This window comes from Pseudomonas alcaligenes, from assembly GCF_014490745.1.
GTDB classification, from domain to species: Bacteria; Pseudomonadota; Gammaproteobacteria; order Pseudomonadales; family Pseudomonadaceae; genus Aquipseudomonas; species Aquipseudomonas alcaligenes_C.
This window is the reverse complement of sequence record NZ_LZEU01000001.1, coordinates 2,704,448-2,730,058: the sequence shown is the minus strand read 5'-3', so window position 1 is coordinate 2,730,058 and position 25,611 is coordinate 2,704,448. Positions and strand designations below refer to the sequence as shown.

20 protein-coding genes and 3 tRNA genes are annotated in these 25,611 nt (G+C 63.4%); 14 read left to right on the top strand and 9 right to left on the bottom strand.

Translation table 11 applies throughout. From position 1 onward, the window contains the following. Position 1: 1 nt before the first annotated feature. The 4 genes from A9179_RS12430 to A9179_RS12415 all read left to right on the top strand — a co-directional run bounded on the left by A9179_RS12430 (position 2) and on the right by A9179_RS12415 (position 4,260). A complete protein-coding gene (locus tag A9179_RS12430; protein ID WP_187806162.1) occupies positions 2-1,141 on the top strand; it encodes a homogentisate 1,2-dioxygenase in 1,140 nt (379 codons plus the stop codon). Next, positions 1,141-2,124, top strand: coding sequence for a fumarylacetoacetate hydrolase family protein (locus A9179_RS12425; RefSeq protein WP_187806159.1), 984 nt, complete (start codon positions 1,141-1,143; stop codon positions 2,122-2,124). The genes A9179_RS12430 and A9179_RS12425 overlap by 1 nt, the downstream gene beginning before the upstream one ends. After that, positions 2,114-2,773, top strand: a complete 660-nt coding sequence (gene maiA, locus A9179_RS12420) for a maleylacetoacetate isomerase (protein ID WP_187806157.1) — start codon at positions 2,114-2,116, stop codon at positions 2,771-2,773. Before A9179_RS12425 ends, maiA begins: the two co-directional genes overlap by 11 nt. Before the next feature lie 83 nt (positions 2,774-2,856). Beyond that, positions 2,857-4,260, top strand: coding sequence for an amino acid permease (locus A9179_RS12415; RefSeq protein WP_187806154.1), 1,404 nt, complete (start codon positions 2,857-2,859; stop codon positions 4,258-4,260). A gap of 68 nt (positions 4,261-4,328) precedes the next feature. On the opposite strand, the gene folD is transcribed toward A9179_RS12415, so the two are convergent. Beyond that, positions 4,329-5,183: a bifunctional methylenetetrahydrofolate dehydrogenase/methenyltetrahydrofolate cyclohydrolase FolD gene (gene folD / locus A9179_RS12410; RefSeq protein ID WP_187806152.1), complete on the bottom strand. Its 855-nt coding sequence runs from the start codon at positions 5,181-5,183 to the stop codon at positions 4,329-4,331. A gap of 268 nt (positions 5,184-5,451) precedes the next feature. Between folD and A9179_RS12405 the strand changes: the two genes are divergently transcribed. From A9179_RS12405 to A9179_RS12365, 9 genes are all read left to right on the top strand, one after another. Further along, positions 5,452-5,528: transfer RNA gene (locus A9179_RS12405), tRNA-Arg, on the top strand. A gap of 31 nt (positions 5,529-5,559) precedes the next feature. Then, a tRNA-His gene (locus A9179_RS12400) sits at positions 5,560-5,635 on the top strand. 54 nt (positions 5,636-5,689) lie between these two features. Continuing rightward, positions 5,690-5,774 (top strand) — tRNA-Leu (locus A9179_RS12395). 138 nt (positions 5,775-5,912) lie between these two features. Next, positions 5,913-7,223, top strand: a complete 1,311-nt coding sequence (tig, locus tag A9179_RS12390) for a trigger factor (protein WP_187806150.1) — start codon at positions 5,913-5,915, stop codon at positions 7,221-7,223. Positions 7,224-7,312: 89 nt separating this feature from the next. Then, positions 7,313-7,954: an ATP-dependent Clp endopeptidase proteolytic subunit ClpP gene (gene clpP, locus A9179_RS12385; RefSeq protein WP_187806148.1), complete on the top strand. Its 642-nt coding sequence runs from the start codon at positions 7,313-7,315 to the stop codon at positions 7,952-7,954. Positions 7,955-8,063: 109 nt separating this feature from the next. After that, on the top strand, positions 8,064-9,344 hold the full coding sequence (gene clpX / locus A9179_RS12380; RefSeq protein ID WP_187806145.1) for an ATP-dependent Clp protease ATP-binding subunit ClpX: 1,281 nt from the start codon (positions 8,064-8,066) through the stop codon (positions 9,342-9,344). A gap of 146 nt (positions 9,345-9,490) precedes the next feature. Continuing rightward, positions 9,491-11,887 (top strand): endopeptidase La, encoded by a 2,397-nt coding sequence (lon, locus tag A9179_RS12375; protein WP_187806143.1) that lies wholly within the window; start codon positions 9,491-9,493, stop codon positions 11,885-11,887. 134 nt (positions 11,888-12,021) lie between these two features. Continuing rightward, entirely contained in the window at positions 12,022-12,294 is a 273-nt protein-coding gene (hupB, locus tag A9179_RS12370) for a nucleoid-associated protein HU-beta (RefSeq protein WP_003087931.1), read from the top strand. Between the two features lie 186 nt (positions 12,295-12,480). After that, positions 12,481-14,337: a SurA N-terminal domain-containing protein gene (locus tag A9179_RS12365; RefSeq protein ID WP_187806141.1), complete on the top strand. Its 1,857-nt coding sequence runs from the start codon at positions 12,481-12,483 to the stop codon at positions 14,335-14,337. A gap of 95 nt (positions 14,338-14,432) precedes the next feature. Here A9179_RS12365 and A9179_RS12360 read toward each other — a convergent pair whose 3' ends face one another. Both A9179_RS12360 and A9179_RS12355 read right to left on the bottom strand, forming a co-directional pair. Then, positions 14,433-15,029 carry an NADPH-dependent FMN reductase gene (locus A9179_RS12360; protein WP_187806139.1) on the bottom strand — a complete coding sequence of 199 codons (597 nt, stop codon included), beginning with the start codon at positions 15,027-15,029 and terminating at the stop codon, positions 14,433-14,435. A 125-nt stretch (positions 15,030-15,154) separates the two neighbouring features. Then, positions 15,155-17,299, bottom strand: a complete 2,145-nt coding sequence (locus A9179_RS12355) for a methyl-accepting chemotaxis protein (protein WP_187806137.1) — start codon at positions 17,297-17,299, stop codon at positions 15,155-15,157. Between the two features lie 295 nt (positions 17,300-17,594). Between A9179_RS12355 and A9179_RS12350 the strand changes: the two genes are divergently transcribed. Continuing rightward, complete coding sequence (locus A9179_RS12350) at positions 17,595-19,277, top strand: methyl-accepting chemotaxis protein (protein ID WP_187806134.1); 1,683 nt, start codon at positions 17,595-17,597, stop codon at positions 19,275-19,277. A gap of 78 nt (positions 19,278-19,355) precedes the next feature. On the opposite strand, the gene nuoN is transcribed toward A9179_RS12350, so the two are convergent. The 6 genes from nuoN to nuoI are packed head-to-tail and all read right to left on the bottom strand — an operon-like array spanning position 19,356 to position 25,602. Further along, positions 19,356-20,831 carry an NADH-quinone oxidoreductase subunit NuoN gene (nuoN, locus tag A9179_RS12345; RefSeq protein ID WP_187806127.1) on the bottom strand — a complete coding sequence of 492 codons (1,476 nt, stop codon included), beginning with the start codon at positions 20,829-20,831 and terminating at the stop codon, positions 19,356-19,358. 8 nt (positions 20,832-20,839) lie between these two features. Next, positions 20,840-22,369, bottom strand: coding sequence for an NADH-quinone oxidoreductase subunit M (nuoM, locus tag A9179_RS12340; protein WP_187806125.1), 1,530 nt, complete (start codon positions 22,367-22,369; stop codon positions 20,840-20,842). A gap of 13 nt (positions 22,370-22,382) precedes the next feature. Continuing rightward, positions 22,383-24,233 carry an NADH-quinone oxidoreductase subunit L gene (gene nuoL / locus A9179_RS12335; RefSeq protein ID WP_187806123.1) on the bottom strand — a complete coding sequence of 617 codons (1,851 nt, stop codon included), beginning with the start codon at positions 24,231-24,233 and terminating at the stop codon, positions 22,383-22,385. Continuing rightward, the gene (nuoK, locus tag A9179_RS12330) at positions 24,230-24,538 is read right to left on the bottom strand and encodes an NADH-quinone oxidoreductase subunit NuoK (RefSeq protein ID WP_187806121.1); all 309 of its coding nucleotides are present in this window, start codon (positions 24,536-24,538) and stop codon (positions 24,230-24,232) included. The genes nuoL and nuoK overlap by 4 nt, the downstream gene beginning before the upstream one ends. After that, positions 24,535-25,044, bottom strand: coding sequence for an NADH-quinone oxidoreductase subunit J (nuoJ, locus tag A9179_RS12325; RefSeq protein ID WP_187806119.1), 510 nt, complete (start codon positions 25,042-25,044; stop codon positions 24,535-24,537). The genes nuoK and nuoJ overlap by 4 nt, the downstream gene beginning before the upstream one ends. A 9-nt stretch (positions 25,045-25,053) precedes the next feature. Continuing rightward, positions 25,054-25,602, bottom strand: coding sequence for an NADH-quinone oxidoreductase subunit NuoI (nuoI, locus tag A9179_RS12320; RefSeq protein WP_183089851.1), 549 nt, complete (start codon positions 25,600-25,602; stop codon positions 25,054-25,056). Positions 25,603-25,611 lie beyond the last annotated feature (9 nt).

Here is a 25,611-nt window from a genome sequence, read left to right as displayed (position 1 = left end):
AATGAGCCGCAAATGGATCAGCTTCCCCCTGCGCGAGGGCGAGCACTCCCGCCAGGCCCACTGCGACTTCCCAGAAGGCACCTACGAACGTGAGATGGGCCGCGAGGGCTTCTTCGGCCCAGTGACTCATCTGCATCACAAGCACCCGCCCACCGGCTGGGTCGACTGGGAAGGGCCGCTGCGCCCGCATGCCTTCAACTTCAACAAAATCGCCAGCGAGCGCGACTGCCCGCTGGAGGCGCCACTGACCCTGCACAACGCCGACGTGCGCCTGCGCGTGTGGAAGACCCACGGTGCCATGCGCCATCTGGTGCGCAACAGCGACGGCGATGAGCTGCTGTTCGTGCATGACGGCGCGGGGCACTTCTACTGCGACTTCGGCCACCTGGAATATCGCGACGGCGACTACCTGCTGATCCCGCGCGGCACCGCCTGGCGCATCGAGCCGACGGCGCCGAGCCACTTCCTGCTGATCGAGAACACTGACGGCGCCTACCAGCTGCCGGACAAGGGCCTGCTCGGCCCGCAGGCGATCTTCGACCCGGCGGTGCTCGACCATCCGCATATCGACGACGCCTTCAAGGCCCAGCAGGACGAGCGCAGCTGGCAGATCAGGATCAAGCGGCGCAATCAGATCAGCACCGTCACCTATCCGTTCAATCCGCTGGATGCCGTCGGCTGGCATGGTGACAACACTGTGGTGCGCCTGAACTGGCGCGACATTCGCCCGCTGATGAGCCACCGCTACCACCTGCCGCCGTCGGCCCACACCACCTTCGTCGCCAATGGTTTTGTCGTGTGCACCTTCACCCCGCGCCCGGTCGAGTCTGATCCCGGTGCGCTCAAGGTGCCGTTCTTCCACAACAACGACGACTACGACGAGGTGCTGTTCTACCACCGCGGCAACTTCTTCAGCCGCGACAACATCGAGGCCGGCATGGTCACCCTGCACCCCTGCGGCTTCCCCCACGGCCCGCACCCCAAGGCGCTGAAGAAGGCGCAGACCGACCCGGCCACCTTCGCCGAGGAAGTGGCGGTGATGATCGACACCCGCCGTGGACTGGAGGTGGCCGAAGCTGCTGCCGCCGTGGATGTCCCCGAATACGTGAACTCCTGGCGTGCGCCGGGCAAGGAATCCTGATGAAACTCGCTTCACTGAACCAGGGTCGCGATGGCGTGCTGATCGTCGTCTCCCGCGACCTCTCCCGCGCCGTCAAGGTGCCGCAGATCGCCGCCACCCTGCAGGCCGCGCTGGACGACTGGGAGATCAAGCGCCCGCTGCTGGAGTCGGTGTATCAGCGCCTCAACGACGGCCTGTGTGGCGATGCCTTCGTTTTCGATCAGGCCGACTGCCACAGCCCGCTGCCGCGCGCCTACCACTGGGCCGACGGCAGTGCCTACGTCAACCACGTCGAGCTGGTGCGCAAGGCGCGTGGCGCGCAGATGCCGGAATCCTTCTGGCACGACCCGCTGATGTACCAGGGCGGTGCCGACTCCTTTATCCCGCCGCAGGCGCCTATCCAGCTGGCAGACGAGGCCTGGGGTATCGACCTGGAGGCGGAGATCGCGGTGATCACCGACGACGTGCCGATGGGCGCCACGGCGGCGCAGGCGGCCGAGCATATCCAGCTGCTGATGCTGGTCAACGACGTGTCGCTGCGCAATCTGATCCCCGGCGAGCTGGCCAAGGGCTTCGGCTTCTACCAGAGCAAGCCGTCGTCGAGCTTCTCGCCGGTGGCGCTGACCCCGGACGAGCTGGGCGAGGCCTGGAAGGATGGCAAGGTGCACCGCCCGCTGGTGTCGCATATCAACGGCGTATTGTTCGGCCAGCCGCATGCCGGCACCGACATGACCTTCAACTTCCCGACCCTGGTCGCCCACGCCGCCAAGACCCGCCCGCTGGGCGCCGGCACCATCATCGGTTCCGGCACCGTGTCCAACTACGACCGCAGCGCCGGATCCAGCTGCCTGGCCGAGAAACGCATGCTGGAGATTATCGAGCAGGGCGAGGCGAAGACGCCGTTCCTCAAGTTTGGCGACCGGGTACGCATCGAGATGTTCGACTCCGCCGGGCAGAGCCTGTTCGGCGCCATCGACCAGGTGGTGGAGCGCCATGAGCACTGAGCTGACGCTCTACGGCTACTGGCGCTCCAGCGCCGCCTACCGGGTGCGCATCGCCCTCAATCTCAAGGGGCTGGCTTACCGCCAGGTGCCGGTGCATCTGGTCAAGGATGGCGGCCAGCAGCACGGAGCCGAGTACCGTGCGCTGAATCCCCAGGGCCTGGTGCCGTTGCTGGTGGACGAGAGCAACGGCGGGGTACGCATCGCCCAGTCGCTGGCCATTCTCGAATACCTCGACGAAGTCTTCCCGGTTCCGGCGCTGCTGCCGACCGACCCGGCCCAGCGCGCCCAGGTACGTGCCCTGGCCCTGCATATCGCCTGCGACATTCATCCGTTGAACAACCTGCGCGTGCTGCAATACCTGAGCACCGAACTGGGCGCCTCGGAGGAGGCGAAGAATGCCTGGTACCGGCACTGGGTGGAGCAGGGCCTGGCCGCGGTGGAGCAGGGGCTGGCGGTACTCTCCGGTCGTCTGTCGCTGGGGCAGAGGCCCGGTTATCTGGAAGCCTGTCTGGTTCCGCAGGTGTACAATGCGCGGCGTTTTAACTGTGACCTCAGTGCGTATCCGCGCATTCTTGATATTGCCGCTCGCTGTGAACCTCTCGACGCCTTTGTCAAGGCAGCCCCGGAGGTGCAGGCGGACGCGCAATAACGGCTTACCAGCCTTGCATTCCGTCGTGCCACAAGCACGGTGGGTTCGATCCCGTCACAGATAACAACAACCCAGGTGACGCAATGACCCATGAAACACTGCATACAGGCCCGCTCAGCCGCGGCCTGAAGAATCGCCATATCCAGCTGATCGCGCTGGGGGGCGCCATCGGTACCGGCCTGTTCCTCGGCTCCGCCGGGGTGCTGCAGAGCGCCGGGCCGTCGATGATCCTCGGCTATGCCATCGGCGGCTTCATCGCCTTCCTGATCATGCGCCAGCTCGGCGAGATGATCGTCGAGGAGCCGGTTGCCGGCTCCTTCAGCCACTTCGCTCACAGCTACTGGGGGCCGTTCGCCGGTTTCCTTTCCGGCTGGAACTACTGGGTGTTGTATGTGCTGGTCGGCATGGCCGAGCTCACGGCGGTAGGCAAGTACGTGCAGTACTGGTGGCCGGAGATCCCCACCTGGGCCACGGCAGCCGTGTTCTTTGTACTGATCAACCTGATCAACCTGGCCAACGTCAAAGCCTTCGGCGAGACCGAGTTCTGGTTCGCCATCATCAAGGTGGTGGCGATCATCGGCATGATTAGCCTCGGCCTCTATCTGCTGCTCAGCGGCACCGGCGGCGAGCAGGCCAGCGTGAGCAACCTGTGGAGCCACGGCGGCTTCTTCCCCAATGGCATTTCCGGTCTGGTGATGATGATGGCCATCATCATGTTCAGCTTCGGTGGCCTGGAGCTGGTGGGCATCACGGCCGCCGAAGCGGCGGAGCCGAAGACGGTGATCCCCAAGGCGATCAACCAGGTGGTCTGGCGTATCCTGATCTTCTACATCGGTGCACTGACCGTACTGCTCTCGCTGTATCCCTGGGATAGCCTGGTGGCCAGCCTGACCGCCGGCGGCGATTCCTATGGCAGCAGCCCGTTCGTGCAGATCTTCTCGCTGATCGGCGAGGGCACCGCGGCGCATATCCTCAACTTCGTGGTGCTTACCGCGGCGCTGTCGGTCTACAACAGCGGCGTGTACTGCAACAGCCGCATGCTCTACGGCCTGGCCGAGCAGGGCGATGCACCGAAGGCGCTGATGAAGATCAACGCGCGCGGCGTGCCGGTGCTGGCCATTGCTCTGTCGGCGGCGGTGACCCTGCTCTGCGTGGTGGTCAACTATGTGCTGCCGCAGAGTGCCCTGGAGCTGCTGATGTCGCTGGTAGTGGCCGCTCTGGTGATCAACTGGGCGATGATCAGTCTGGCCCACCTGAAATTCCGCAAGGCCATGCAGGCCAAGGGCGTGCAGCCGAGCTTCAAGGCCTTCTGGTTCCCCTTCGCCAACTACCTGTGCCTGGCCTTCGTGCTGTTCATTCTCGGCGTGATGCTGCTGATTCCGGGTATCAAGGTGTCGGTGTACGCCATTCCGGTGTGGCTGCTGCTGCTTTGGGGCTGCTACCGCCTCAAGCAGTCGGCCTCGGTTGCGGCCTCCCACGCCAGCTGATTGGCTCGCGCATGAAAAAGGCCGCTCATTGAGCGGCCTTTTTTCTGTGCGCTTGCCTGGTGCAGCGATCAGGCGTGCAGGTGTTCTGCGGCGTACAGGGTGTTTTCCAGCAGGCAGGCGCGGGTCATCGGGCCGACACCGCCCGGTACCGGGGTGATCCAGCCGGCGCGCTCGGCGGCGGCATCGAACTCCACGTCACCCACCAGCTTGCCATCGGCCTGGCGGTTGATGCCGACGTCTATGACGATGGCGCCCGGCTTGATCCACTCGCCCTTGACCAGGCCCGGCTTGCCGGCGGCCACGACCACCAGGTCGGCATTGGCCAGGTGGCCGGCCAGATCCTTGGTGAAACGGTGGGTCACGGTCACGGTGCAGCCGGCCAGCAGCAGCTCCATGGCCATCGGCCGGCCAACGATGTTGGAGGCGCCGACGATTACCGCGTTGAGGCCGTGGGGATCGACACCGGTGCTTTCCAGCAGGGTCATGATGCCTTTCGGGGTGCACGGGCGCAGCAGCGGGATGCGCTGGGCCAGGCGGCCGATGTTGTAGGGGTGGAAACCGTCGACGTCTTTATCCGGGCTGATGCGCTCGAGCAGCTGCGAAGCATCCAGATGGGCCGGCAGCGGTAGTTGCACCAGGATGCCGTCGATGGCGCTGTCGCGGTTTAGCTGGTCGATCAATAGCAGCAGCTCGCCCTGGCTGGTGTTGGCCGGCAGGTCATGGGCCACGGAAACGAAACCGACTTCTTCGCAGTCCTTGCGCTTGTGCGACACATATACCTGGGAGGCGGGGTCGCTACCGACCAGGATCACCGCCAGGCCAGGGGCGCGCAGACCTTGCTGGCGGCGTTCGGCGACGCGTTGGGCAATCTGCTGGCGCAGGTTGGAGGCTATGGCTTTGCCGTCGATCAGTTGTGCGGTCATGACGCTTGGTTAACCATCGGAAGGGATTGAAAAAGGGCGTTCATTCTCGCACGGTGGGGCGGTCGGGCAAAGGCGCCAGCCGGCGAATTTCCTGTAAGCCCTTTATCTTTCTGAATTTTTTTAACTTTTAGTGTTGACGACCTAGGTCGGGCTATATAAGATTCGCCCCGCTTGTCGAGCACAGCCAGTAGCTGGGTAAGACGGCAAAAGCGAAGCCCTCGGGCCTAGCCGAAGCCGAAGCTTCAAGTCTGCGCTAGCAGATGAACAAGCGCCCGTAGCTCAGCTGGATAGAGCATCCGCCTTCTAAGCGGATGGTCGCAGGTTCGAGTCCTGCCGGGCGTGCCATCTGGCAGTCGGGCACAAGCAACGCAATATGGTGGGCGTAGCTCAGTTGGTAGAGCACAGGATTGTGGCTCCTGGTGTCGAGGGTTCGATCCCCTTCGTCCACCCCATATTCGAGAAAACGCCAGGCCCTAGGCCTGGCGTTTTCGTTTCAGCCTTACCACGCGGACGTGGTGAAATTGGTAGACACACCAGATTTAGGTTCTGGCGCCGCAAGGTGTGAGAGTTCGAGTCTCTCCGTCCGCACCATCTTTTTCTCTTCCTTTATAGCTCCCGCCGTTCCTGTGCCTTTTCCGCAGGTGACTTCTGCTATTCGAGCCACTAGAATCCATGCCCTTGATTCTGGGCCGGAACGGCCGGCTTACGTCTGTGCAACGAGGAATATCCATGCAAGTTTCTGTTGAAAGCACCTCCGCTCTTGAGCGCCGTATGACCATCGGTGTCCCGGCCGAGCGCATCGAGACCGAAGTGACCAAGCGTCTGCAGCAGACTGCCCGTCGTGCCAAGGTTGCCGGTTTCCGTCCGGGCAAGGTGCCGATGAGCGTGATTCGTCAGCGTTATGAAGACTCCGCTCGTCAGGAAGCGCTGGGTGATCTGATCCAGGCCACCTTCTACGAAGCCATCGTTGAGCAGAAGCTGAACCCGGCTGGTTCCCCGGCTGTCGAGCCGAAGACCTTCGAAAAAGGCAAGGATCTGGAATACGTTGCCACTTTCGAAGTGTTCCCGGAGTTCCAGGTTGGCGGCCTTGAAGGCATCGCCATCGAGCGCCTGCAGGCTGAAGTCGGCGACGCCGACGTCGACAACATGCTGGAAATCCTGCGCAAGCAGAACACCCGTTTCGCGGCTGCCGAGCGTGCTGCCGAGAACGGCGATCAGCTGAACATCGATTTTGTCGGCAAGATCGACGGCGAAGTCTTCGCTGGCGGTTCCGCCAAGGGCACTCAGCTGGTGCTGGGTTCCGGTCGTATGATCCCGGGCTTCGAAGATGCCCTGGTTGGCGTCAAGGCCGGCGAAGAGCGCGTGATCAACCCGACTTTCCCGGCTGACTACCAGAACCTCGATCTGGCCGGCAAAACTGCCGAGTTCACCGTGACCGTCAACGCCGTTGCCGCTCCACAACTGCCGGAACTGAACGACGAGTTCTTCGCCCAGTTCGGCGTCAAGGAAGGCGGCCTGGAAGGCTTCCGCGCCGAAGTGCGCAAGAACATGGAGCGCGAGCTGCGCCAGGCCATCAAGTCCAAGGTGAAGAACCAGGTCATGGAAGGTCTGCTGGCTGCCAACCCGGTTGAAGTGCCGAAGGCCCTGATCGGCAACGAAGTTAACCGCCTGCGCGTACAGGCTGTTCAGCAGTTCGGCGGCAACATCAAGCCGGATCAGCTGCCGGCCGAGCTGTTCGAAGAGCAGGCCAAGCGCCGCGTAGTGCTGGGCTTGATCGTGGCTGAAGTGGTCAAGCAGTTCGAGCTGAAGCCGGACGATGCCCGCGTGCGTGAGCTGATCGAGGAAATGGCTTCCGCTTACCAAGAGCCGGAGCAAGTCGTGGCCTGGTACTACAAGAACGACCAGCAGCTGAACGAAGTGCGTTCGGTTGTACTGGAAGAACAAGTTGTAGATACTGTTCTGCAGAAGGCCAAAGTGACCGATAAAGCGGTCTCCTACGAAGAAGCGGTCAAGCCTGCGGAAGCCCCGCAAGCCGCCTGATCCCTCGCCTCGTTCGAGTAACCATAAGCCAGCCTTCGTGCTGGCTTATGCGTCTTTGAGACATGACTATTAGGGAGAGATCACTGGACATGTCGCTTAATCCATTCATGCAGCAAATGCCAGATATCCAAGCCGCCGGTGGCCTCGTGCCGATGGTGATCGAGCAGTCCGCCCGCGGCGAACGTGCCTACGACATCTATTCCCGTCTGCTGAAAGAGCGGGTGATCTTCCTGGTCGGCCAGGTCGAGGACTACATGGCCAACCTGGTGGTTGCCCAGCTGCTGTTCCTCGAAGCCGAGAACCCGGACAAGGACATCCACCTGTACATCAACTCCCCGGGTGGCTCGGTAACTGCCGGTATGTCGATCTACGACACCATGCAGTTCATCAAGCCGGACGTCTCGACCATCTGCATCGGCCAGGCCTGCAGCATGGGCGCGCTGCTCCTGGCGGGCGGCGCTGCCGGCAAGCGCTACTGCCTGCCGCACTCGCGGATGATGATTCACCAGCCGCTCGGTGGCTTCCAGGGGCAGGCCTCGGATATCGAGATCCATGCCCGGGAAATCCTCACCATCCGCGAGCGCCTGAACAAGATCCTGGCCGACCATTGCGGTCAGCCGATCGACGTGATTGCCAAGGATACCGACCGCGACAACTTCATGAGCGGTGACGAGGCGGTCAAATATGGCCTCATCGACCAGGTTCTGAACAAGCGTCAGCTGGCCGGCTAATCTGCAGTAAGGGTGGGCGGCCGGCTGTGTCCGGCTGTCCCGCAGGCTTGAAAATGCCTGCAATTGCCTTCATCTTGTGTTTCATGCCTACCGTATTTGGATCGATCGAATGACTGATACCCGCAACGGCGAGGACAACGGCAAACTGCTTTATTGCTCCTTCTGTGGCAAAAGCCAGCATGAAGTGCGCAAGCTGATCGCCGGTCCCTCCGTATTCATCTGCGACGAGTGCGTCGACCTGTGCAACGACATCATCCGCGAGGAGGTGCAGGAAGCTCAGGCCGAGAGCAATGCGCACAAGTTGCCCGCGCCGAAAGAAATCAGCGGCATCCTGGATCAGTATGTCATCGGTCAGGAGCGTGCCAAGAAGGTGCTCTCCGTCGCGGTGTACAACCACTACAAGCGGCTCAACCAGCGTGACAAGAAAGACGACGTCGAGCTGGGTAAGAGCAACATCCTGCTGATCGGCCCGACCGGCTCCGGCAAGACCCTGCTGGCCGAGACGCTGGCACGCCTGCTCAACGTACCGTTCACCATCGCCGATGCCACCACCCTGACCGAAGCCGGTTATGTGGGTGAAGACGTCGAGAACATCATTCAGAAGCTGCTGCAGAAGTGCGACTACGATGTCGAGAAGGCCCAGATGGGCATCGTCTACATCGACGAAATCGACAAGATTTCGCGCAAGTCGGACAACCCGTCGATCACCCGCGACGTATCGGGCGAAGGCGTGCAGCAGGCCCTGCTGAAGCTGATCGAAGGCACCGTGGCATCGGTTCCGCCGCAAGGCGGGCGCAAGCATCCGCAGCAGGAGTTCCTGCAGGTGGACACGCGCAACATCCTGTTCATCTGCGGTGGCGCGTTCTCCGGCCTGGAGAAGGTCATCCAGAATCGTTCGACCAAGGGCGGCATCGGCTTCAATGCCGAGGTGCGCAGCAAGGATGCCGGCAAGTCGGTCGGCGAGTCCCTGCGTGAGGTCGAGCCGGACGATCTGGTGAAATTCGGCCTGATTCCGGAGTTCGTTGGCCGTCTGCCGGTCATCGCCACCCTGGAAGAGCTCGACGAGGCTGCGCTGATGCAGATCCTCACCGAGCCGAAGAATGCCCTGACCAAGCAATACGGCAAGCTGTTCGAGATGGAAGGAGTGGATCTGGAGTTCCGTCCGGATGCGCTCAAGGCCGTTGCCCACCGTGCGCTGGAGCGCAAGACCGGTGCGCGCGGGCTGCGCTCCATCCTCGAGGGCGTGCTGCTCGACACCATGTACGAGATCCCGTCGCAGTCTGACGTGAGCAAGGTGGTGATCGACGAAAGCGTGATCGAAGGTAGTTCCAAGCCCCTGCTCATCTATGAAAACAGTGAGCCGCCGGCCAAGGCCGCGCCCGATGCATAAGGCGTGATACCTGATGAAACAAAGGGCCCTGCGGGGCCCTTTGCTTTTCTGCCGTTCTCGCTTGTTTTTTCCAGGGGGCGGCCCCATCTTAGGGCCAAGGGTCTCCCGTCCGATTACGGCCAAATGGCCGCCGTAGAGCTGAAATCATGAAGACAACCATCGAATTGCCTCTCCTGCCGCTGCGCGATGTCGTGGTTTATCCACACATGGTCATCCCGCTGTTCGTGGGGCGTGAGAAGTCCATCGAAGCCCTCGAGGCGGCTATGACCGGTGACAAGCAGATCCTCCTGCTGGCCCAGCGCAATCCGGCCGACGATGATCCGGATGAAGAAGCGCTCTACCGCGTAGGTACCGTGGCCACCGTGCTGCAACTGCTCAAACTGCCGGATGGCACGGTCAAGGTGCTGGTCGAGGGTGAGCAGCGTGGTTCCATCGAGCGCTTCATCGAGGTTGACGGCCATTGCCGCGCCGAAGTGCAGCTGCTCGACGAGATGGAAGTGGCCGAGCGCGAGTCAGAAGTCTTTACCCGTAGTCTGCTCAGTCAGTTCGAGCAGTATGTGCAGCTGGGCAAGAAGGTGCCGGCCGAGGTGCTGTCCTCGCTGAACAGCATCGATGAGCCGGGCCGCCTGGTCGACACCATGGCCGCGCACATGGTGCTGAAGATCGAGCAGAAGCAGGAAATCCTCGAAATCACCGAGTTGCCGGCACGGGTTGAGCACGTGTTGGCGCTGCTGGATGCCGAAATCGACCTGCTGCAGGTCGAGAAGCGCATTCGTGGCCGGGTCAAGAAGCAGATGGAGCGCAGCCAGCGCGAGTACTACCTGAATGAGCAGATGAAGGCCATTCAGAAAGAGCTGGGCGACATCGATGAAGGCCACAACGAAATCGACGAGCTGAAAAAGCGCATCGATAACGCCGGCCTGACCAAGGAGGCGCTGGCCAAAGCCACTGCCGAGCTGAACAAGCTCAAGCAGATGTCGCCAATGTCGGCCGAAGCCACAGTGGTGCGTTCCTATATCGACTGGCTGACCAACGTGCCGTGGAAGGCCGAGAGCAAGGTGCGCCTGGATCTGGCCAAGGCCGAGGATATCCTCGATGCCGACCATTACGGCCTGGAGGAGGTCAAGGAACGCATCCTCGAGTACCTCGCCGTGCAGAAACGGGTGAAGAAACTCAAGGGGCCAGTGCTCTGCCTGGTTGGCCCGCCCGGGGTGGGCAAGACCTCCCTGGCGGAGTCCATTGCCCGTTCGACCAACCGCAAGTTCGTGCGCATGGCCCTGGGTGGCGTGCGTGACGAGGCCGAGATTCGCGGCCACCGACGCACCTACATCGGCTCCATGCCGGGCCGCCTGATCCAGAAGATGACCAAGGTGGGCGTGCGCAACCCGCTGTTCCTGCTCGACGAGATCGACAAGATGGGCAGCGACATGCGCGGCGATCCGGCTTCGGCGCTGCTGGAGGTGCTCGATCCGGAGCAGAACCACAACTTCAACGACCACTATCTGGAGGTCGACTACGACCTGTCGGATGTGATGTTCATCTGCACCGCCAACTCGATGAACATTCCCGGCCCCCTGCTGGATCGTATGGAGGTCATCCGTCTGCCGGGCTACACCGAGGACGAGAAGGTCAACATCGCGGTCAAGTACCTGGCGCCCAAGCAGACCGAGGCCAATGGCCTGAAGAAGGGCGAGGTCGAGTTCGAGGAAGCCTCGATCCGCGACATCGTGCGCTACTACACCCGCGAAGCCGGGGTGCGCAGCCTGGAGCGGCAGATTGCCAAGGTTTGCCGCAAGGTGGTGAAGGAGCATGCCAAGGAAAAGCGTTTCAAAGTGTTGGTGACTGCCGACTCGCTGGAGCACTTCCTCGGTGTGCGTCGCTACCGCTACGGCCTGGCCGAGCAGCAGGATCAGGTGGGGCAGGTGACCGGACTGGCGTGGACCCAGGTCGGTGGCGAGCTGCTGACCATCGAGACCGCCGTGGTGCCGGGCAAGGGTCAGCTGATCAAGACCGGTTCTCTGGGTGACGTCATGGCCGAGTCGATGACCGCGGCTCTGACCGTGGTGCGCAGTCGTGCGAAAAGCCTGGGTATTCCCGTGGATTTCCACGAAAAACGCGACGTCCACATCCATATGCCGGAAGGGGCGACTCCCAAGGATGGCCCGAGTGCTGGTATCGGCCTGTGCACCGCGCTGGTTTCGGCGCTGACGCAGATCCCGGTACGTGCCGATGTGGCGATGACCGGCGAGATCACTCTGCGTGGTCAGGTGCTGGCCATTGGCGGTCTGAAAGAGAAACTGCTGGCAGCCCACCGGGGTGGAATCAAGACCGTGATCATTCCCGAGGAAAATGTTCGCGATCTGAAAGAAATTCCCGAAAATATTAAGCAAGACCTGACCATTAAGCCGGTTAAATGGATTGACGAGGTCCTGCAAATTGCGCTGCAATACGCCCCGGAGCCCTTGCCCGATGCGGCTCCCGAGATGGTTGCAACGGATGACAAGCGCGAGTCTGATTCCAAGGAGCGAATCAGCACGCATTAGGTTGAAGGCTTCCTTGACACATTTTTCGAGCCCTTGTTATAAAGCGGCTCTTATGTGTCAGCAGGCCCTTCAGCACCCGCTTTGCTTACACCAAACAACTAAGAAACAACTCAACAGAAATAAGGGGACTTAGAGTGAACAAGTCGGAACTGATTGATGCCATCGCTGCATCTGCTGATATCCCGAAAGCTGTTGCTGGCCGCGCGCTGGACGCAGTGATCGAATCCGTCACTGGCGCCCTGAAGGCTGGTGATTCCGTGGTGCTGGTTGGCTTCGGTACCTTCGCCGTTAAAGAGCGCGCTGCTCGCACCGGCCGCAACCCGCAGACTGGCAAGCCGATCAAGATCGCTGCTGCCAAGATCCCTGGTTTCAAAGCTGGTAAAGCCCTGAAAGACGCCGTCAACTAAGCGTCTCTCTAGCCTTACCCTGCCAGGCCGGCTTGCCCGGCCTGGTTGTGGAGCAGAGACCTAAACTCGCTCGGCTCCACCAGTTATGAGAAGGCGCATCCTAGGATGCGCCTTTCTTTTATCCGGATTCTCTAATTACCCACGCTGCATGGCTGTTCGCTTCAGTGCAGACGTTTCGGGGGATGCATGCTGCAGAATATCAGGGACAACTCCCAAGGCTGGATTGCCAAGACCATCATCGGTGTCATCGTCATGCTGATGGCTTTGACCGGTTTCGATGCGATCGTCCGCTCGACCGGCCACAGCGGCGAGGCTGCCGAAGTCAATGGTGAGAAGATCACCCAGAACAGCTTGAATGGCGCGGTGGACATGCAGCGTCGTCAACTGATCCAGCAGTTCGGCAAGGACTTCGATGCATCCCTGTTGGACGACAAGCTGCTGCGCAAGTCGGCGCTCGACAACCTGATCCAGCAGACCCTGTTGCTGCAGGGTGCCAAGGACTCGGGCATGGGCTATTCCGATGCGGCGGTGGACAAACTGATCCTGAGCATGCCGCTGTTCCAGGTGGACGGTGCATTCAATGCCGCACGCTTCGACCAGATGCTGCAGCAGCAGGGCTTTACCCGCATGCAGTTCCGCGAGCGCCTGAAGCAGGACGTGCTGATCAGCCAGCTGCAGGCCGCCCTGGCTGGCAGCAGCTTCGTCACCGATGCCGAACTGCAGGCCTTCGTGCGCCTGGAGAAGCAGACCCGCGACTTCGACATGGTCACCCTCAAGGCCGACAGCGCTGCCGTGCAGCTCAAGGATGAAGAGCTCAAGGCCTATTACGAGCAGCACCCGGATCAGTTCATGAGCCAGGAGCAGGTAGTACTCGACTACATCGAGCTGAAGAAGAGCGCCTTCTTCGACCAGGTCTCGGTGAAGGACGAAGACCTGCAGGCTGCCTACAAGCAGGAAATCGCCGGCCTGAGCGAACAGCGCCGCGCCGCGCACATTCTGCTGGAAGTGAACGACAAGCTGACCGATGAGCAGGCCAAGGCCAAGCTCGAGGAAGCCAAGCAGCGCATTGCCAAGGGCGAGGACTTCGCCAAGCTGGCCAAGGAACTGTCCCAGGACGCCGGCTCTGCCGCCGTTGGTGGCGACCTCGGTTTCGCCGCGGCCGGTGTGTACGACCCGGACTTCGAGAAGGCTCTGGCGGCTCTGAAGAAAGGCGAAGTTTCCGCGCCGGTGCGCAGCCAGTTCGGCTGGCACCTGATCAAGCTGCTGGATGTGCAGGCGCCCGAGGTTCCGACCCTGGCCAGCCTGAAAGGCAAGCTGGAGCACGACCTCAAGGCCCAACAGGTCGAGAAGCGTTTTGTCGAGGCGACCAAGGCTCTGGAAGACTCCGCCTACGAGGCTTCCGATCTGGCCCAGCCGGCCCAGGATCAGGGCCTGAAGGTGCAGACCAGTGCGGCTTTCGGTCGTGAAGGCGGCAGCGAAGGCATCACCGCCAATCGCCAGGTCATCCAGGCGGCTTTCAGCAGCGAAGTGCTGGAAGACGGCGCCAACAGTGGTGCCATCGAGCTGGATCCGGACACCGTGGTGGTGGTGCGGGTCAAGGAGCACAAGAAACCCGAGCTGATGGCGTTCGACCAGGTCGAGGCGGGCATTCGTGCCACCCTGACCCGCGAGAAAGCCAGCCAGGCGCTCAAGGACAAGGCCGATGCGCTGCTGGCCGCCCTGCGTGGTGGCAATGCCGAGAAGCTGCAGTGGAAGCCGGTGGAAGCCGCCACTCGCAGCCAGGAAGGCATCGAGCCGGTGGTGCTGCAGGCTCTGTTCCGCATGCCGAAGCCGAGCGACAACGCGCCGACCTTCGCCGCTGTCAGCCTGAACGATGGCGACTTCGTGCTGCTGCGCCTGAAGGGTGTCAGCGAAGCGCAGAGCGAGCTGTCCGAGCAGGACAAGGTCAGCTACCGCCGCTTCCTGGCTTCGCGCATTGGCCAGCAGGACTTCAGCGCCTTCCGCAAGCAACTGGAAGCCAAGGCCGATATCGAGCGTTTCTGAGTGAGATGGCAGGGCGTCCGCGTGGCGCCCTGCAGCAGAATCGCAGGCATGAAAAAGCCCGGCATGAGCCGGGCTTTTTCATGCCTGGTGAATACTCACATGCCGTTAGTGAAGGCGGCGATATTCAGGTCGATCGACTCGCGTACCGGCTTCAGCGCGACGCCGTACTTGCCGAGGATGTCCAGGGCATAGTCGACCCGGCTGCGGATGCGCTGGTCGTCTTCGCCAGCCGCCGGGCCATCGTTCAGCACGCCTTCCACATGGCGCACGATGAGGTGCTCGGGCAGGTAGTTCAGGCGGCAGTTCTTGTAGCCGGAAGCGCGCAGCTCGCTGATCGGGTAGGCACCGCCGATGCCGGAGGACACGCTGACCAGCAGGGCCGGCTTGTGCGCCAGCTCGAACTTGCTGGCATAGAGGAAGAAGTTCTTGATCGCCGGTGCCGCCATACCATTCCATTCCGGCGCGATCACCACCAGAGCATCGGCGTTCAACAGCTGTTGCTGATACTCGGCCCAGGGGCCCTTGTCGTCGCTGGGCCAGAGCGGCAGCGGAGCCTGACCCAGGTCGAGCAGGCTGCTCTGTGCAGCGTTGGTCAGGCCCAGTTCGATCAGGCGCTGGCGAAGGAAGCGGCCGACCTTGGCCGATTGGCTGTCGCGGCGGCTGGAGCCGGCGACCAGGACAATATTGAGCATGGCAAATTCTCGTTGGGGAAATCTGCGCAGAGGCTAACGGAGCGCTCTAGGCCGGGGCAAGGACTGTTGCGTCAGGCGGGCGGACGAAAGGCGTCAGCCTGGCGCGGGGTGCCAGGCTGTCGTACTCAGACGCGGAACTGATCCATCAGGCCCTGTTGGTGGTTGGCCAGGCTGTTCAGCGACTGGCTGACCCGCGCCGACTCGTCGGCCTGGCCGGCGAGGGTCTCGGTCACGTCGCGGATGCTCGCCACGTTGCGGTTGATCTCCTCGGCCACCGCACTCTGTTCCTCGGCAGCGCTGGCGATCTGCAGGTTCATGTCGCTGATCACGGTGACTGCCTCGCCGATGCGGCGCAGGGCCGTGACGGCCTGTTCGACCTGCTCGACGCTGCCCTGGGCCTGCTTGTGGCTGCTGTGCATGGAGCCGACCACTTCGCGGGTGCCGTGCTGCAGGCCTTCGATCACCTGGCGGATTTCCTCGACCGAGTCCTGGGTGCGCTTGGCCAGGTTGCGCACTTCGTCGGCGACCACGGCGAAGCCACGCCCGGCTTCCCCCGCGCGGGCGGCCTCGATGGCGGCGTTGAGGGCCAGCAAGTTGGTCTGTTCGGCAATGGCGCGGATCACTTCCAGCACCGAACCGATCTGCTCGCTGCTGCTGGCCAGGCCTTCGACTTCCTGCATGGCGGCGCTCAGTTCGCCGGCCAGCTGCTCGATGGACAGGGTGGTGCGGTCGATCAGGGCCAGGCCTTCGCGGGTGGCCGCATCGGCGCCACGGGCGGCATCGGCGGCCTGGGCCGCGCTGTTGGCCACGTCATGGGCGGTGGCGCTCATTTCCTGGGAGGCGGTGGCGACCTGGTCGACTTCGCGGAACTGCTGCTGCATGCCGGCGCTGGTCTGGCTGGCGATGGCGGAAGACTGATCGGCCGTGCTGCGGGCATCCTGCACCGTGCGTTTGACGTCGGCGATGATCGGTTGCAGCTTGTCGAGGAAGCGGTTGAACCAGCCGGCGAGGGCGCCGAGCTCATCCTGCTTGCTGTATTCCAGGCGACGGGTCAGGTCGCCTTCGCCGCTGGCGATGTTCTGCAGCATGTTGGCCACGTCGAGGATCGGCCGGGTCACGCCGCGGGCGGTCAGCCACATCAGCAAGCCGCCAGCGAGGATGGCGATCAATGCCAGCAGCAGGCTGACCAGGGTGCTGTCGGTGCGCTGCGCATCCAGTTGTTGTTCCAGTTTCAGCGCCGGGCCGAGCAGGGTCTTCTTCGGTACTTCCAGCAGCACGGCCCAAGGCTTGGACTCCGGAATCGGCAGCAGGGGTTCGAGCACCCGCAGCATATCCTTGTGTTCGAGGTACTGCGGTTTGCCCGAGCCGATCAGGCCCATCAGCTCCTGGCTGTGATCCGGATAGGCCTGGATCGCCGGCTTGGCCAGCATGCCGGGGTCGCGACTGTGGCCGGCCAGCAGACCGGCAGGGCTGATGATGCTGACGTGGCCCTGGCCGTCGTACAGCTCCTGGCTGGCGCTCTGGCTGAGCTGCTGCAGGTTGGCCAGGCTGATATCCAGGCCGAGCACACCGATGATCTTGCCGTTCTGTTCCAGGGGGAAGGCAATGCTGGTCATCAGGGTCTGCTTGCCGTCCACCTCGTCGAAGTAAGGGTCGAGCACGCAGGCCTTGCCGGTGCTGTGTGGGCAGGTGTACCAGGCGTTGTACGGGGTGCCGCTGGGGCCGGCAGTGGTGTCGGCGAGCTGATCCTCATTCATCGATTCGGATTCGAGCTGGCCAGGGGTGCTTTGCGACCAGTACAGCGAGAAGCGGCCCTTATCGTTGCTGCCCAATTCGGCCTGGCCGGTAAACAGTTCGTCCTTGCCGTCCAGGGCGTTGGGTTCGAACACCACATACAGGCCAAGCAGAGTGGTGTTGGCTTCAAGTGCCGTGCGCACCTGGCGGGTCAGATCTTCACGCAGGTCGAAGGCGTCGAGAAAGCGCTTCTCGGCCTGATCCTTGGTGAACAGCACCTGGCGCGAGAAGCCCTTGCCATACTGGTAGGCATCCATGAAGTAGCGTTGGATGCGGATGCCTTGCAGCTCGCCGCGGGCGCCCATACGCAGTCGCGCGGACTCCTCCAGCATGGCCGAGCTGGAGTGTTTCACCAGCTTGGCGCTGTGCTGCGACTGGTACAGCGAGGCGCCGACCAGCAGGGTGACGATGGCAATCAGGCAGAGGCCGGCGAGAAGAGTGATCTTCCACTGGATGGACAGGCGTGCGGACAACATACGGGAGGATCCTTATCGTCAGACTACTAGTGCTATATCGGTGCGCGATGGTTGAAACTTGATGCGCCAGGTACCGAAATAGACCACTACTTGAGTGTGGGATGGGGCTGCCGAATTCACAGGCAAGAATTATGCACGTTCCGCTCAGGATTCCGCACAAGATTCTCCAGGATGACGGCGGCTGGCACGGCAATGTCGCTACAGTCTGAGGAGCGGGTGGTCGCTTAAGCTCTTGAGAGGGGCGGTCGATATAGCGATAGCCCCATTCCTTCCCGATCGACCTGAGAGAACTGCAATGCGCCTGACTCTAAAAACCAAAGTGCTGCTCTTGGCTCTGCTGCCCGTGATTCTCTTTGCCCTGGTGCTCAGTGGCGCTGCGGCCAAGGTGCTGCTCGGCCTGGCCGAGGGCGAGGTCAAGGAAACCCGCGAGCGCCTGCTGCAGGAAAGCCGCCAGGAGCTGCAGAACTTCATGCAGATCGGTCTGGGCTCGGTGCAGGCGCTGTACGACGCCGCCAGCGATGGCGACAGTGCCAGCCGCGAGCAGGCCATCGCCATCCTGTCGAAGATCAAGTACGGCAAGGACGGCTACTTCTTCGGCCACGATTCCAACGTAGTGCGCCTGTTCCGCGGCGACAGCCCGGTGGATGTGGGCAAGAGCCTGGCCGAGCGCAAGGATCCCAATGGCGTCTACGTCAACCGCGAGCTGGTACGGGTGGCCAAGGACGGCTCCAACTACGTGCAGTACAGCTCGCCGCTGCCGAGCAACGAAAGCGTCCTGGTGCCCAAGCTGGCCTACAGCTACTACCTGCCGAAGTGGGACATGGCCCTGGGCACGGCGGTCAACCTGGATGGCATCGAGGCCCAGGTGGCCGAGGTGCAGGCGGCGATCGACCAGCGCATCAGCACCATCATCACCAGCATCCTGGTGGTGGCGGCGGTGATGCTGGTGATCTTCGGCATCGCCGGCCTGGCCCTGAGCAATGCCTTCCTGCGCCCGCTGCAGCGGATCAAGGACAATCTCGACGACATCGCCGCCGGCGAGGGCGACCTGACCCGGCGCCTGCAGGTGACCAGCGAGGATGAACTGGGCCAGCTGGCTGGCTCGTTCAACCGCTTCGTCGAGAAGGTGCATGGCCTGGTGCGGCAGATTGCCGAGCTGACTACCCAGCTGACCTCCCTGGTTGGCGAGGTGGCGGCCCAGGCTCAGCGTTCGGAGCAGGCCATGGAGCGCCAGCGCCATGAAACCGACCAGGTGGCCACGGCGATCAACGAGATGTCCGCTGCTGCCCATGAGGTGGCCAAGAGCGCCCAGGGCGCGGCCGAGGCCGCGCAGCAGACCGATCAAGAAGGCCAGGCGGCCAAGCAGGTGGTGGATGGCAGCATCCAGCGCATTCATGCGCTGGTCGGCGATATCCGCAGCAGCGGCCAGTCCCTCGATAGCCTGCAGCAGGACGTGCAGTCCATCGTCAGCGTGCTCGACGTGATCCGCTCCATCGCCGAGCAGACCAATCTGCTCGCGCTTAACGCCGCTATCGAGGCGGCCCGTGCCGGCGAGGCCGGGCGTGGGTTTGCCGTAGTGGCCGACGAGGTGCGCGCGCTGGCCAGCCGAACCCAGCAGAGCACCCAGGAAATCCAGGGCATGATCGATCGCCTGCAGCAGGGTACTCAGGGCGCAGTCACCGCCATGCGTCGCTCCAGCGAGGCGGGCGATGCCTCCAGCGAGCAGGCCAATCAGGCCGGCGCCTCGCTGGATGCCATCGCCGGGCTGATCGGCACCATCAACGCGATGAACGCGCAGATCGCCAGCGCGGCCGAGGAGCAGACGGCAGTGGCCGAGGAGATCAACCGCAGCGTGCATCAGATCGCCGTGGCGGTGGAGAGCGTGGCCGACGAGACTCGCCATGGTGCCGAGACTTCGCGCAATCTGGCGCGCCTTGGCGAGCAGCTGGGGGCGTTGGTGCGGCAGTTCCGTATCTGAGCAGGCAGGACGGAGAAGGCGCCTGGCGCCTGACAATAAAAAACCCGGCCTGGGCCGGGTTTTTTATTGCCTGCTGGCTTAGTGGGCAATTGCCACCAGGCCGGCCTGCTGCACCAGTTCCAGCAGCGGCTGCGGATAGACGCCGAGGAAGAAGGCGAGCAGGGCAACGAACAGCAGCATGATGCCGCCGGCGCGTTGGGCCCAGTGCATTTCGGCATCGTGGCGGCGCAGGTTCGGTTCCACCAGGAACAGGGTGACCATCACCCGCAGGTAGTAGAACACGCCGATGGCGCTGCCCAGGATCAGCGCGCCGAGCAGCCACCACAGCTGCGCCTGCACGCCGGCGGCGACCACGTAGAACTTGCCGATGAAGCCGGCGGTCAGCGGGATGCCGGCCAGCGACAGCATCATCACGGTCAGCACGGCGGTCAGGTACGGGCGGCGCCAGAACAGGCCGCGGTACTCGTACAGGGCATCGGCATCGCGGCCGCTGTAGGGCGTCGACATCAGGGTGATCACACCGAAGGCGCCCAGGCTGGTCAGCACGTAGGTGGCCAGATACACGCCGACCGCTTCCACGGCCAGGCCCTTGCTGGCGATCAGTGCGACCAGCAGGTAGCCGAAGTGGGCGATCGACGAGTAGCCGAGCAGCCGCTTGAGGTTGCTCTGCAGCAGGGCCAGCAGGTTGCCGAACAGGATCGAGGCAATGGCGATCACGGTCAGCAGCTCGTTCAGCCAGCCACCGCTGGTGACCGGAGCGATCTGGTACAGGCGCAGCAGCACGGCAAACACCGCCACCTTGCTGGCGGTAGCCAGGAACGCGGCCACCGGCGCCGGCGCACCCTCGTAGACGTCCGGCGTCCACAGGTGGAAAGGCACCAGCGACAGCTTGAAGGCCAGGCCGATCAGCATCATGCCGATGCCGACCTGGGCGATCAGGCTTGGCAGGCCGTCGGCGGCCAGCTTGGCGCCGATACCGGCGAAGCTCAGGCTGCCGGACTCGGCGTAGAGCAGGGCCATGCCGAACAGCAGGAAGGCGCTACCGGCGGCGGATAGCACCATGTACTTGATGCCGGCTTCCAGCGAACGCTTGTTGAAGAAGGCGTAGGCGATCATGCCGTAGGTCGGTACCGACAGCAGTTCCAGGCCGATGAACAGGCCGGCCAGATGCTGGGCGCTGACCAGCACCAGACCACCGGCAGCGGACAGCAGCATCAGCAGGTACAGCTCTTCGCGGTTGCCCGGGTAGCCCTTGCCGGAATCGCCGCCCAGGTAGGCGTGGATCAGCGTCACGCAGGCCAGGGTGGCGGCCAGCACCAGTGCCATGTAGTAGCAGGCGAAGTTGTCCACCAGCAGCAGCGGGGTCACTGCGATGGGCGTGGCCTTGAGGGCCGGGATCACCGACAGCAGAGCCAGGTTGAGGCCGAGCACCGACAGGCCGAACGTCCAGGAGTGGTGGCGCTTCCAGGCGATCGCCAGCATCACCACCACGATGGTGGCGCTGGTGATCAGCAGGGGCAGCAGGGCGATGAAGTGTTGAGTCGTCAGTTCCATAGCACTACTTACCGGGCCGAAACGAGTTGATTGAGGGCGCTACCCAGCCATTGCTGCACGCCGTGCATGCTGGCGGCCGAGGTGTCGAGCACCGGCTGCGGGTAGACACCGAGCAGGATCAGCAGCACGGCCAGGCCGAGCACCATGTACAGCTCGCGGGACTTGAGGCCCTGCAGCGGCTCGTCCGACTTGGCCGGGCCGAAGTAGGCGCGATGGATCATCGCCAGCGAATAGACCGAGCCGAACACCAGGCCGGTGGCAGCCAGGACGATCACCCAGGGGGCGGTGGGGAAGCTGCCGATCAGGATCAGGAACTCGCCGACGAAGTTGCCGGTACCCGGCAGGCCCAGCGCGGCGGCGGCGAAGAACAGGCTCACTGCCGGCAGCCACGGCATGCGTGCCCAGATGCCGCCCATCTCGCGCATGTCGCGGGTGTGCAGGCGCTCGTAGAGCTGGCCGCAGAGGATGAACAGGGCGGCTGCGGACAGGCCGTGGGCCATCATCTGCACCACGGCGCCCTGCAGGGCGACCTGGCTGCCGGAGTAGATGGCGATCAGCACGAAGCCCATGTGCGAGACGCTGGAGTAGGCCACCAGGCGCTTGATGTCGGTCTGCGCGAACGACAGGAAGGCACCGTAGGCGATGGCGAACACGCCCAGCCACTGGGCGATCGGCGCGAACTCGGCCGAGGCATTGGGGAACAGCGGCAGGGCGAAGCGCATCAGGCCGTAGGCGGCGGTCTTCAGCAGGATGCCGGCCAGATCCACGGAGCCGGCGGTCGGCGCCTGGGCGTGGGCGTCCGGCAGCCAGGAGTGCACCGGCACCACCGGGAACTTCACCGCGAAGGCGGCGAAGAAGCCGAGCATCAGCAGGTACTCGGTGCCGGCCGGCAGCTGGGTTTTCAGCAGGTCGGCGTAGTTGAAGGTCAGCACGCCGCTGGCGTTGTAGTTGACCAGCACCAGGGCGAGGATCGCCACCAGCATGATCAGGCCGCTGGCCTGGGTGAAGATGAAGAACTTGGTGGCCGCGTTGATCCGCGAGTGACCCTTGCTGCCGCTATGACCCCAGAGCGCGATGAGGAAGTACATCGGCACCAGCATCATTTCCCAGAAGAAGAAGAACAGGAACAGGTCGATGGCGAGGAACACGCCGACCACGCCGCCGAGGATCCACATCAGGTTAAGGTGGAAGAAGCCGACGCGGTTCTGGATCTCGTTCCACGAGCACAGCACGGACAGCACGCCGAGCAGGCCGGTAAGGCAGATCATCAGCACCGACAGGCCGTCGAGGCCGAGGTGAATGCTGATACCGAGACGCTCGATCCACTGCACCTTGAACTCGGCCGCCCATACCGGGTCGGCGCCTGGCGCCGGGGCCAGGCTGAAGTCGGCTGTGGCCCACAGCCACAGGCCGAGGCCAAACAGCAGGCCCATGGTCAGCAGGGCGATCCAGCGCGGCAGGGTATTGCCGAAGCGCTCGCCCTGCCAGCACAGCAGGCCGCCGATGAAGGGAATCAGGATTAGCCAGGGGAGAATCATCAGGCTGTTTTCCTTAACTCAGAAAAAGGAGGACGGCGAGCACCAGCACGGCACCCCCGGCAATCGAAGTGGCGTACCAGCGCACCTGGCCGGTCTGGGCGCGAGCCAGCAGACCATTGCCGCCGCGGGCCAGACGCGGCACCAGGCCGATGCTCTGGTCGATCGGGTCGCGGCCGAGCAGGCGGCAGATCAGCAGGTACGGTTTGACGAACAGCAGGTCGTAGAGCCAGTCGAAGCCCCAGGCGGCGAACCACCAGGCCGACAGGAAGCGACCCGGGGCGCTCTGCGCCACCGCGGTGGCGAAGCTGCGCTTGCCGAGGAACAGCAGGGCGGACAGCAGGATACCGGCCAGGGCGATGGCGCCCGAGGCGATCTCCAGGCTGTGCTGCGCTTCGCCGCCGGCATGGCCGATGCTCTGCGGCAGTACGCCGTGCAGCGGCGGGGTGATCAGTGCGCCGATGAAGGTCGACAGCACGATCAGCACCGACAGCGGCAGCCAGTGGGCCACGCCATGACCGGCATGGGCCTCGGTCTTCTGCTCGCCGTGGAAGGCGATGAAGATCAGGCGGAAGGTGTAGATCGAGGTCAGGAAGGCACCGGCCAGGCCTGCGTAGAGCAGCTCGCTATGACCACTGGCGAAGGCTTCCCAGAGGATCTCGTCCTTCGAGTAGAAGCCGGCGGTGACCAGCGGCAGAGCGGCCAGGGCGGCACCACCAACGATGAAGCTCGCGTAGGCCAGCGGCAGTTTCTTCCACAGCCCGCCCATCTTGAAGATGTTCTGCTCGTGGTGGCAGGCATTGATCACCGCACCGGAGGCAAGGAACAGCAGGGCCTTGAAGAAGGCGTGGGTCATCAGGTGGAAGATCGCCGCATCCCAGGCCTGCACGCCGAGGGCGAGGAACATGTAGCCGATCTGGCTCATGGTCGAGTAGGCGAGGATGCGCTTGATGTCGGTCTGCACCAGGGCGGCGAAGCCGGCCAGTACCAGGGTCACGCCGCCGACGATGCCGACCAGCTCGAGGATCTCCGGGGTCAGCAGGAACAGGCCGTGGGTACGGGCGATCAGGTACACGCCCGCGGTGACCATGGTCGCCGCGTGGATCAGCGCCGAGACCGGAGTCGGGCCGGCCATGGCGTCGGCCAGCCAGGTCTGCAGCGGCAGCTGGGCGGACTTGCCGACCGCGCCGCCGAGCAGCATCAGGGTGGCGATCCACAGCCAGTTGTCGCCGGCCAGGTACTTCTGCGGCGCCAGCACGGCCAGTTCCTGGATGTTCAGGGTGCCCAGGTTCATGAACAGGATGAACAGACCGATGGCCATGAACACGTCACCGATGCGGGTGACGATGAACGCCTTCAGCGCCGCGTTGCCGTTGGGCACGTGCTTGAAGTAGAAGCCGATCAGCAGGTAGGAACACAGGCCCACCCCTTCCCAACCGAAGTAGAGGAACAGCAGGTTGTCGCCCAGTACCAGCAGCAGCATGCTGAAGATGAACAGGTTGGTGTAGGCGAAGAAGCGCGAGTAACCCTCTTCACCACGCATGTACCAGCTGGCGAACAGGTGGATCAGGAAGCCGACACCGGTGACCACGCCGAGCATGGTCACCGACAGGCCGTCCAGATACAGGGTGAAGCTCGGCGCAAAGCCGTCGACGCTCATCCACTGCCACAGCACCTGGGTGAACACGCCACCGGCCGGCGGATTGAGGTTGAACTGCAGGATCACCCAGCCGGCGGTCAGCGCCGCCAGGCCCACCGAGCCGACGCCGATCAGCGCCGCCAGGTTCTCCGAGATACGCCCGCGGGAGAAGGCCAGGAGAAACCAGCCGAGCAGCGGGAAGAGGAAAGTCAGGAATAGAAGGTTCATCCGCGCATCTCGCTGGCTGCGTCGACATCGAGGGTGTGGAAGCGGCGATACAGCTGCAGCAGGATCGCCAGGCCGATGCTGGCCTCGGCGGCTGCCAGGGTGATCACCAGAATGAACATGATCTGCCCGTCGGCCTGCACCCAGCGGCTACCGGCCACTACAAAGGCCAGGGCGGTGGCGTTCATCATCACTTCCAGGCTCATCAGCACGAACAGAATGTTGCGCCGCACCATCAGGCCGATCAGGCCCAGGCTGAACAGCACGGCGGCCAGGGCCAGGCCGTGTTCCATGGGAATCGCATTCATGCGGTGGGCTCCTTGGCTTCGTGGCGGCCCAGGTGGTAGGCGGCGACCAGGGCGGCGAGCAGCAGCATCGAGGCCAGCTCGACGGCCAGCAGGTAAGGGCCGAACAGGGCGATACCGACCGCCTTGGCGTCCACGGTGACCAGGCCGATGGCGGCGCCGCTCGGGGCCTGGAACAGCACATAGAGCAGCTGCGCCAGGAGCAGGGCGGCGAGAATCGCCGGGCCGGTCCAGATGCCTGGCGTCAGCCATTTCTTCTCCTGCTCGGCAGCAGCCGGGCCGAGGTTGAGCATCATCACCACGAAGACGAACAGCACCATGATGGCGCCGGCGTAGACGATGATCTCCAGGGCACCGGCAAAGGGTGCGCCGAGAGCGAAGAAAGTCATCGACACGGCCAGCAGCGAGAGGATCAGGTAGAGCAGGGCATGCACCGGATTGCTCGCGGTGATGACCCGTACAGTGGACGCCACGGCAACACCCGCGGCGAGGTAGAAAGCGAATTCCATGTCCTCTCCTTAGGGCAGCAGGCTTTTCACGTTGATCGGTTCGGCTTCGTTCTGCGCGGCGCCTTTCGGCTTGCCGGCAATGGCCATGCCGGCAACGCGGTAGAAGTTGTAGTCCGGGTTCTTGCCCGGGCCGCTGATCAGCAGGTCTTCCTTCTCGTACACCAGATCCTGGCGCTTGTACTCGCCCATCTCGAAGTCCGGGGTGAGCTGGATCGCGGTGGTCGGGCAGGCTTCTTCACAGAGGCCACAGAAGATGCAGCGCGAGAAGTTGATGCGGAAGAAATCCGGGTACCAGCGGCCGTCCGGGGTCTCGGCCTTCTGCAGCGAGATGCAGCCGACCGGGCAGGCCACGGCGCACAGGTTGCAGGCTACGCAGCGCTCTTCGCCGTCGGGGTCGCGGGTCAGCACGATGCGACCGCGGTAGCGCGGCGGCAGGTACACCGGTTCTTCCGGGTACTGCAGGGTGTCGCGTTTGCGGAAGCCGTGACTGAACACCATCACCAGGCTGCGCAACTGGGTCCAGGTGCCATGCACCACGTCCCAAATGTATTTGATCATCGCGTGTTA

Excerpts from the sequence above, each read along its gene's own strand:
- nuoL (WP_187806123.1), bottom strand. The coding sequence starts at position 24,233 with ATGAACCTTCTATTCCTGACTTTCCTCTTCCCGCTGCTCGGCTGGTTT.
- lon (WP_187806143.1), top strand. The coding sequence starts at position 9,491 with ATGAAGACAACCATCGAATTGCCTCTCCTGCCGCTGCGCGATGTCGTG.
- A9179_RS12360 (WP_187806139.1), bottom strand. The coding sequence starts at position 15,029 with ATGCTCAATATTGTCCTGGTCGCCGGCTCCAGCCGCCGCGACAGCCAA.
- A9179_RS12430 (WP_187806162.1), top strand. The coding sequence starts at position 2 with ATGAGCCGCAAATGGATCAGCTTCCCCCTGCGCGAGGGCGAGCACTCC.
- nuoI (WP_183089851.1), bottom strand. The coding sequence starts at position 25,602 with ATGATCAAATACATTTGGGACGTGGTGCATGGCACCTGGACCCAGTTG.
- nuoJ (WP_187806119.1), bottom strand. The coding sequence starts at position 25,044 with ATGGAATTCGCTTTCTACCTCGCCGCGGGTGTTGCCGTGGCGTCCACT.
- nuoK (WP_187806121.1), bottom strand. The coding sequence starts at position 24,538 with ATGAATGCGATTCCCATGGAACACGGCCTGGCCCTGGCCGCCGTGCTG.
- nuoN (WP_187806127.1), bottom strand. The coding sequence starts at position 20,831 with ATGGAACTGACGACTCAACACTTCATCGCCCTGCTGCCCCTGCTGATC.
- A9179_RS12350 (WP_187806134.1), top strand. The coding sequence starts at position 17,595 with ATGCGCCTGACTCTAAAAACCAAAGTGCTGCTCTTGGCTCTGCTGCCC.
- A9179_RS12365 (WP_187806141.1), top strand. The coding sequence starts at position 12,481 with ATGCTGCAGAATATCAGGGACAACTCCCAAGGCTGGATTGCCAAGACC.
- clpX (WP_187806145.1), top strand. The coding sequence starts at position 8,064 with ATGACTGATACCCGCAACGGCGAGGACAACGGCAAACTGCTTTATTGC.
- maiA (WP_187806157.1), top strand. The coding sequence starts at position 2,114 with ATGAGCACTGAGCTGACGCTCTACGGCTACTGGCGCTCCAGCGCCGCC.
- A9179_RS12415 (WP_187806154.1), top strand. The coding sequence starts at position 2,857 with ATGACCCATGAAACACTGCATACAGGCCCGCTCAGCCGCGGCCTGAAG.
- A9179_RS12355 (WP_187806137.1), bottom strand. The coding sequence starts at position 17,299 with ATGTTGTCCGCACGCCTGTCCATCCAGTGGAAGATCACTCTTCTCGCC.
- clpP (WP_187806148.1), top strand. The coding sequence starts at position 7,313 with ATGTCGCTTAATCCATTCATGCAGCAAATGCCAGATATCCAAGCCGCC.
- tig (WP_187806150.1), top strand. The coding sequence starts at position 5,913 with ATGCAAGTTTCTGTTGAAAGCACCTCCGCTCTTGAGCGCCGTATGACC.
- nuoM (WP_187806125.1), bottom strand. The coding sequence starts at position 22,369 with ATGATTCTCCCCTGGCTAATCCTGATTCCCTTCATCGGCGGCCTGCTG.
- A9179_RS12425 (WP_187806159.1), top strand. The coding sequence starts at position 1,141 with ATGAAACTCGCTTCACTGAACCAGGGTCGCGATGGCGTGCTGATCGTC.
- folD (WP_187806152.1), bottom strand. The coding sequence starts at position 5,183 with ATGACCGCACAACTGATCGACGGCAAAGCCATAGCCTCCAACCTGCGC.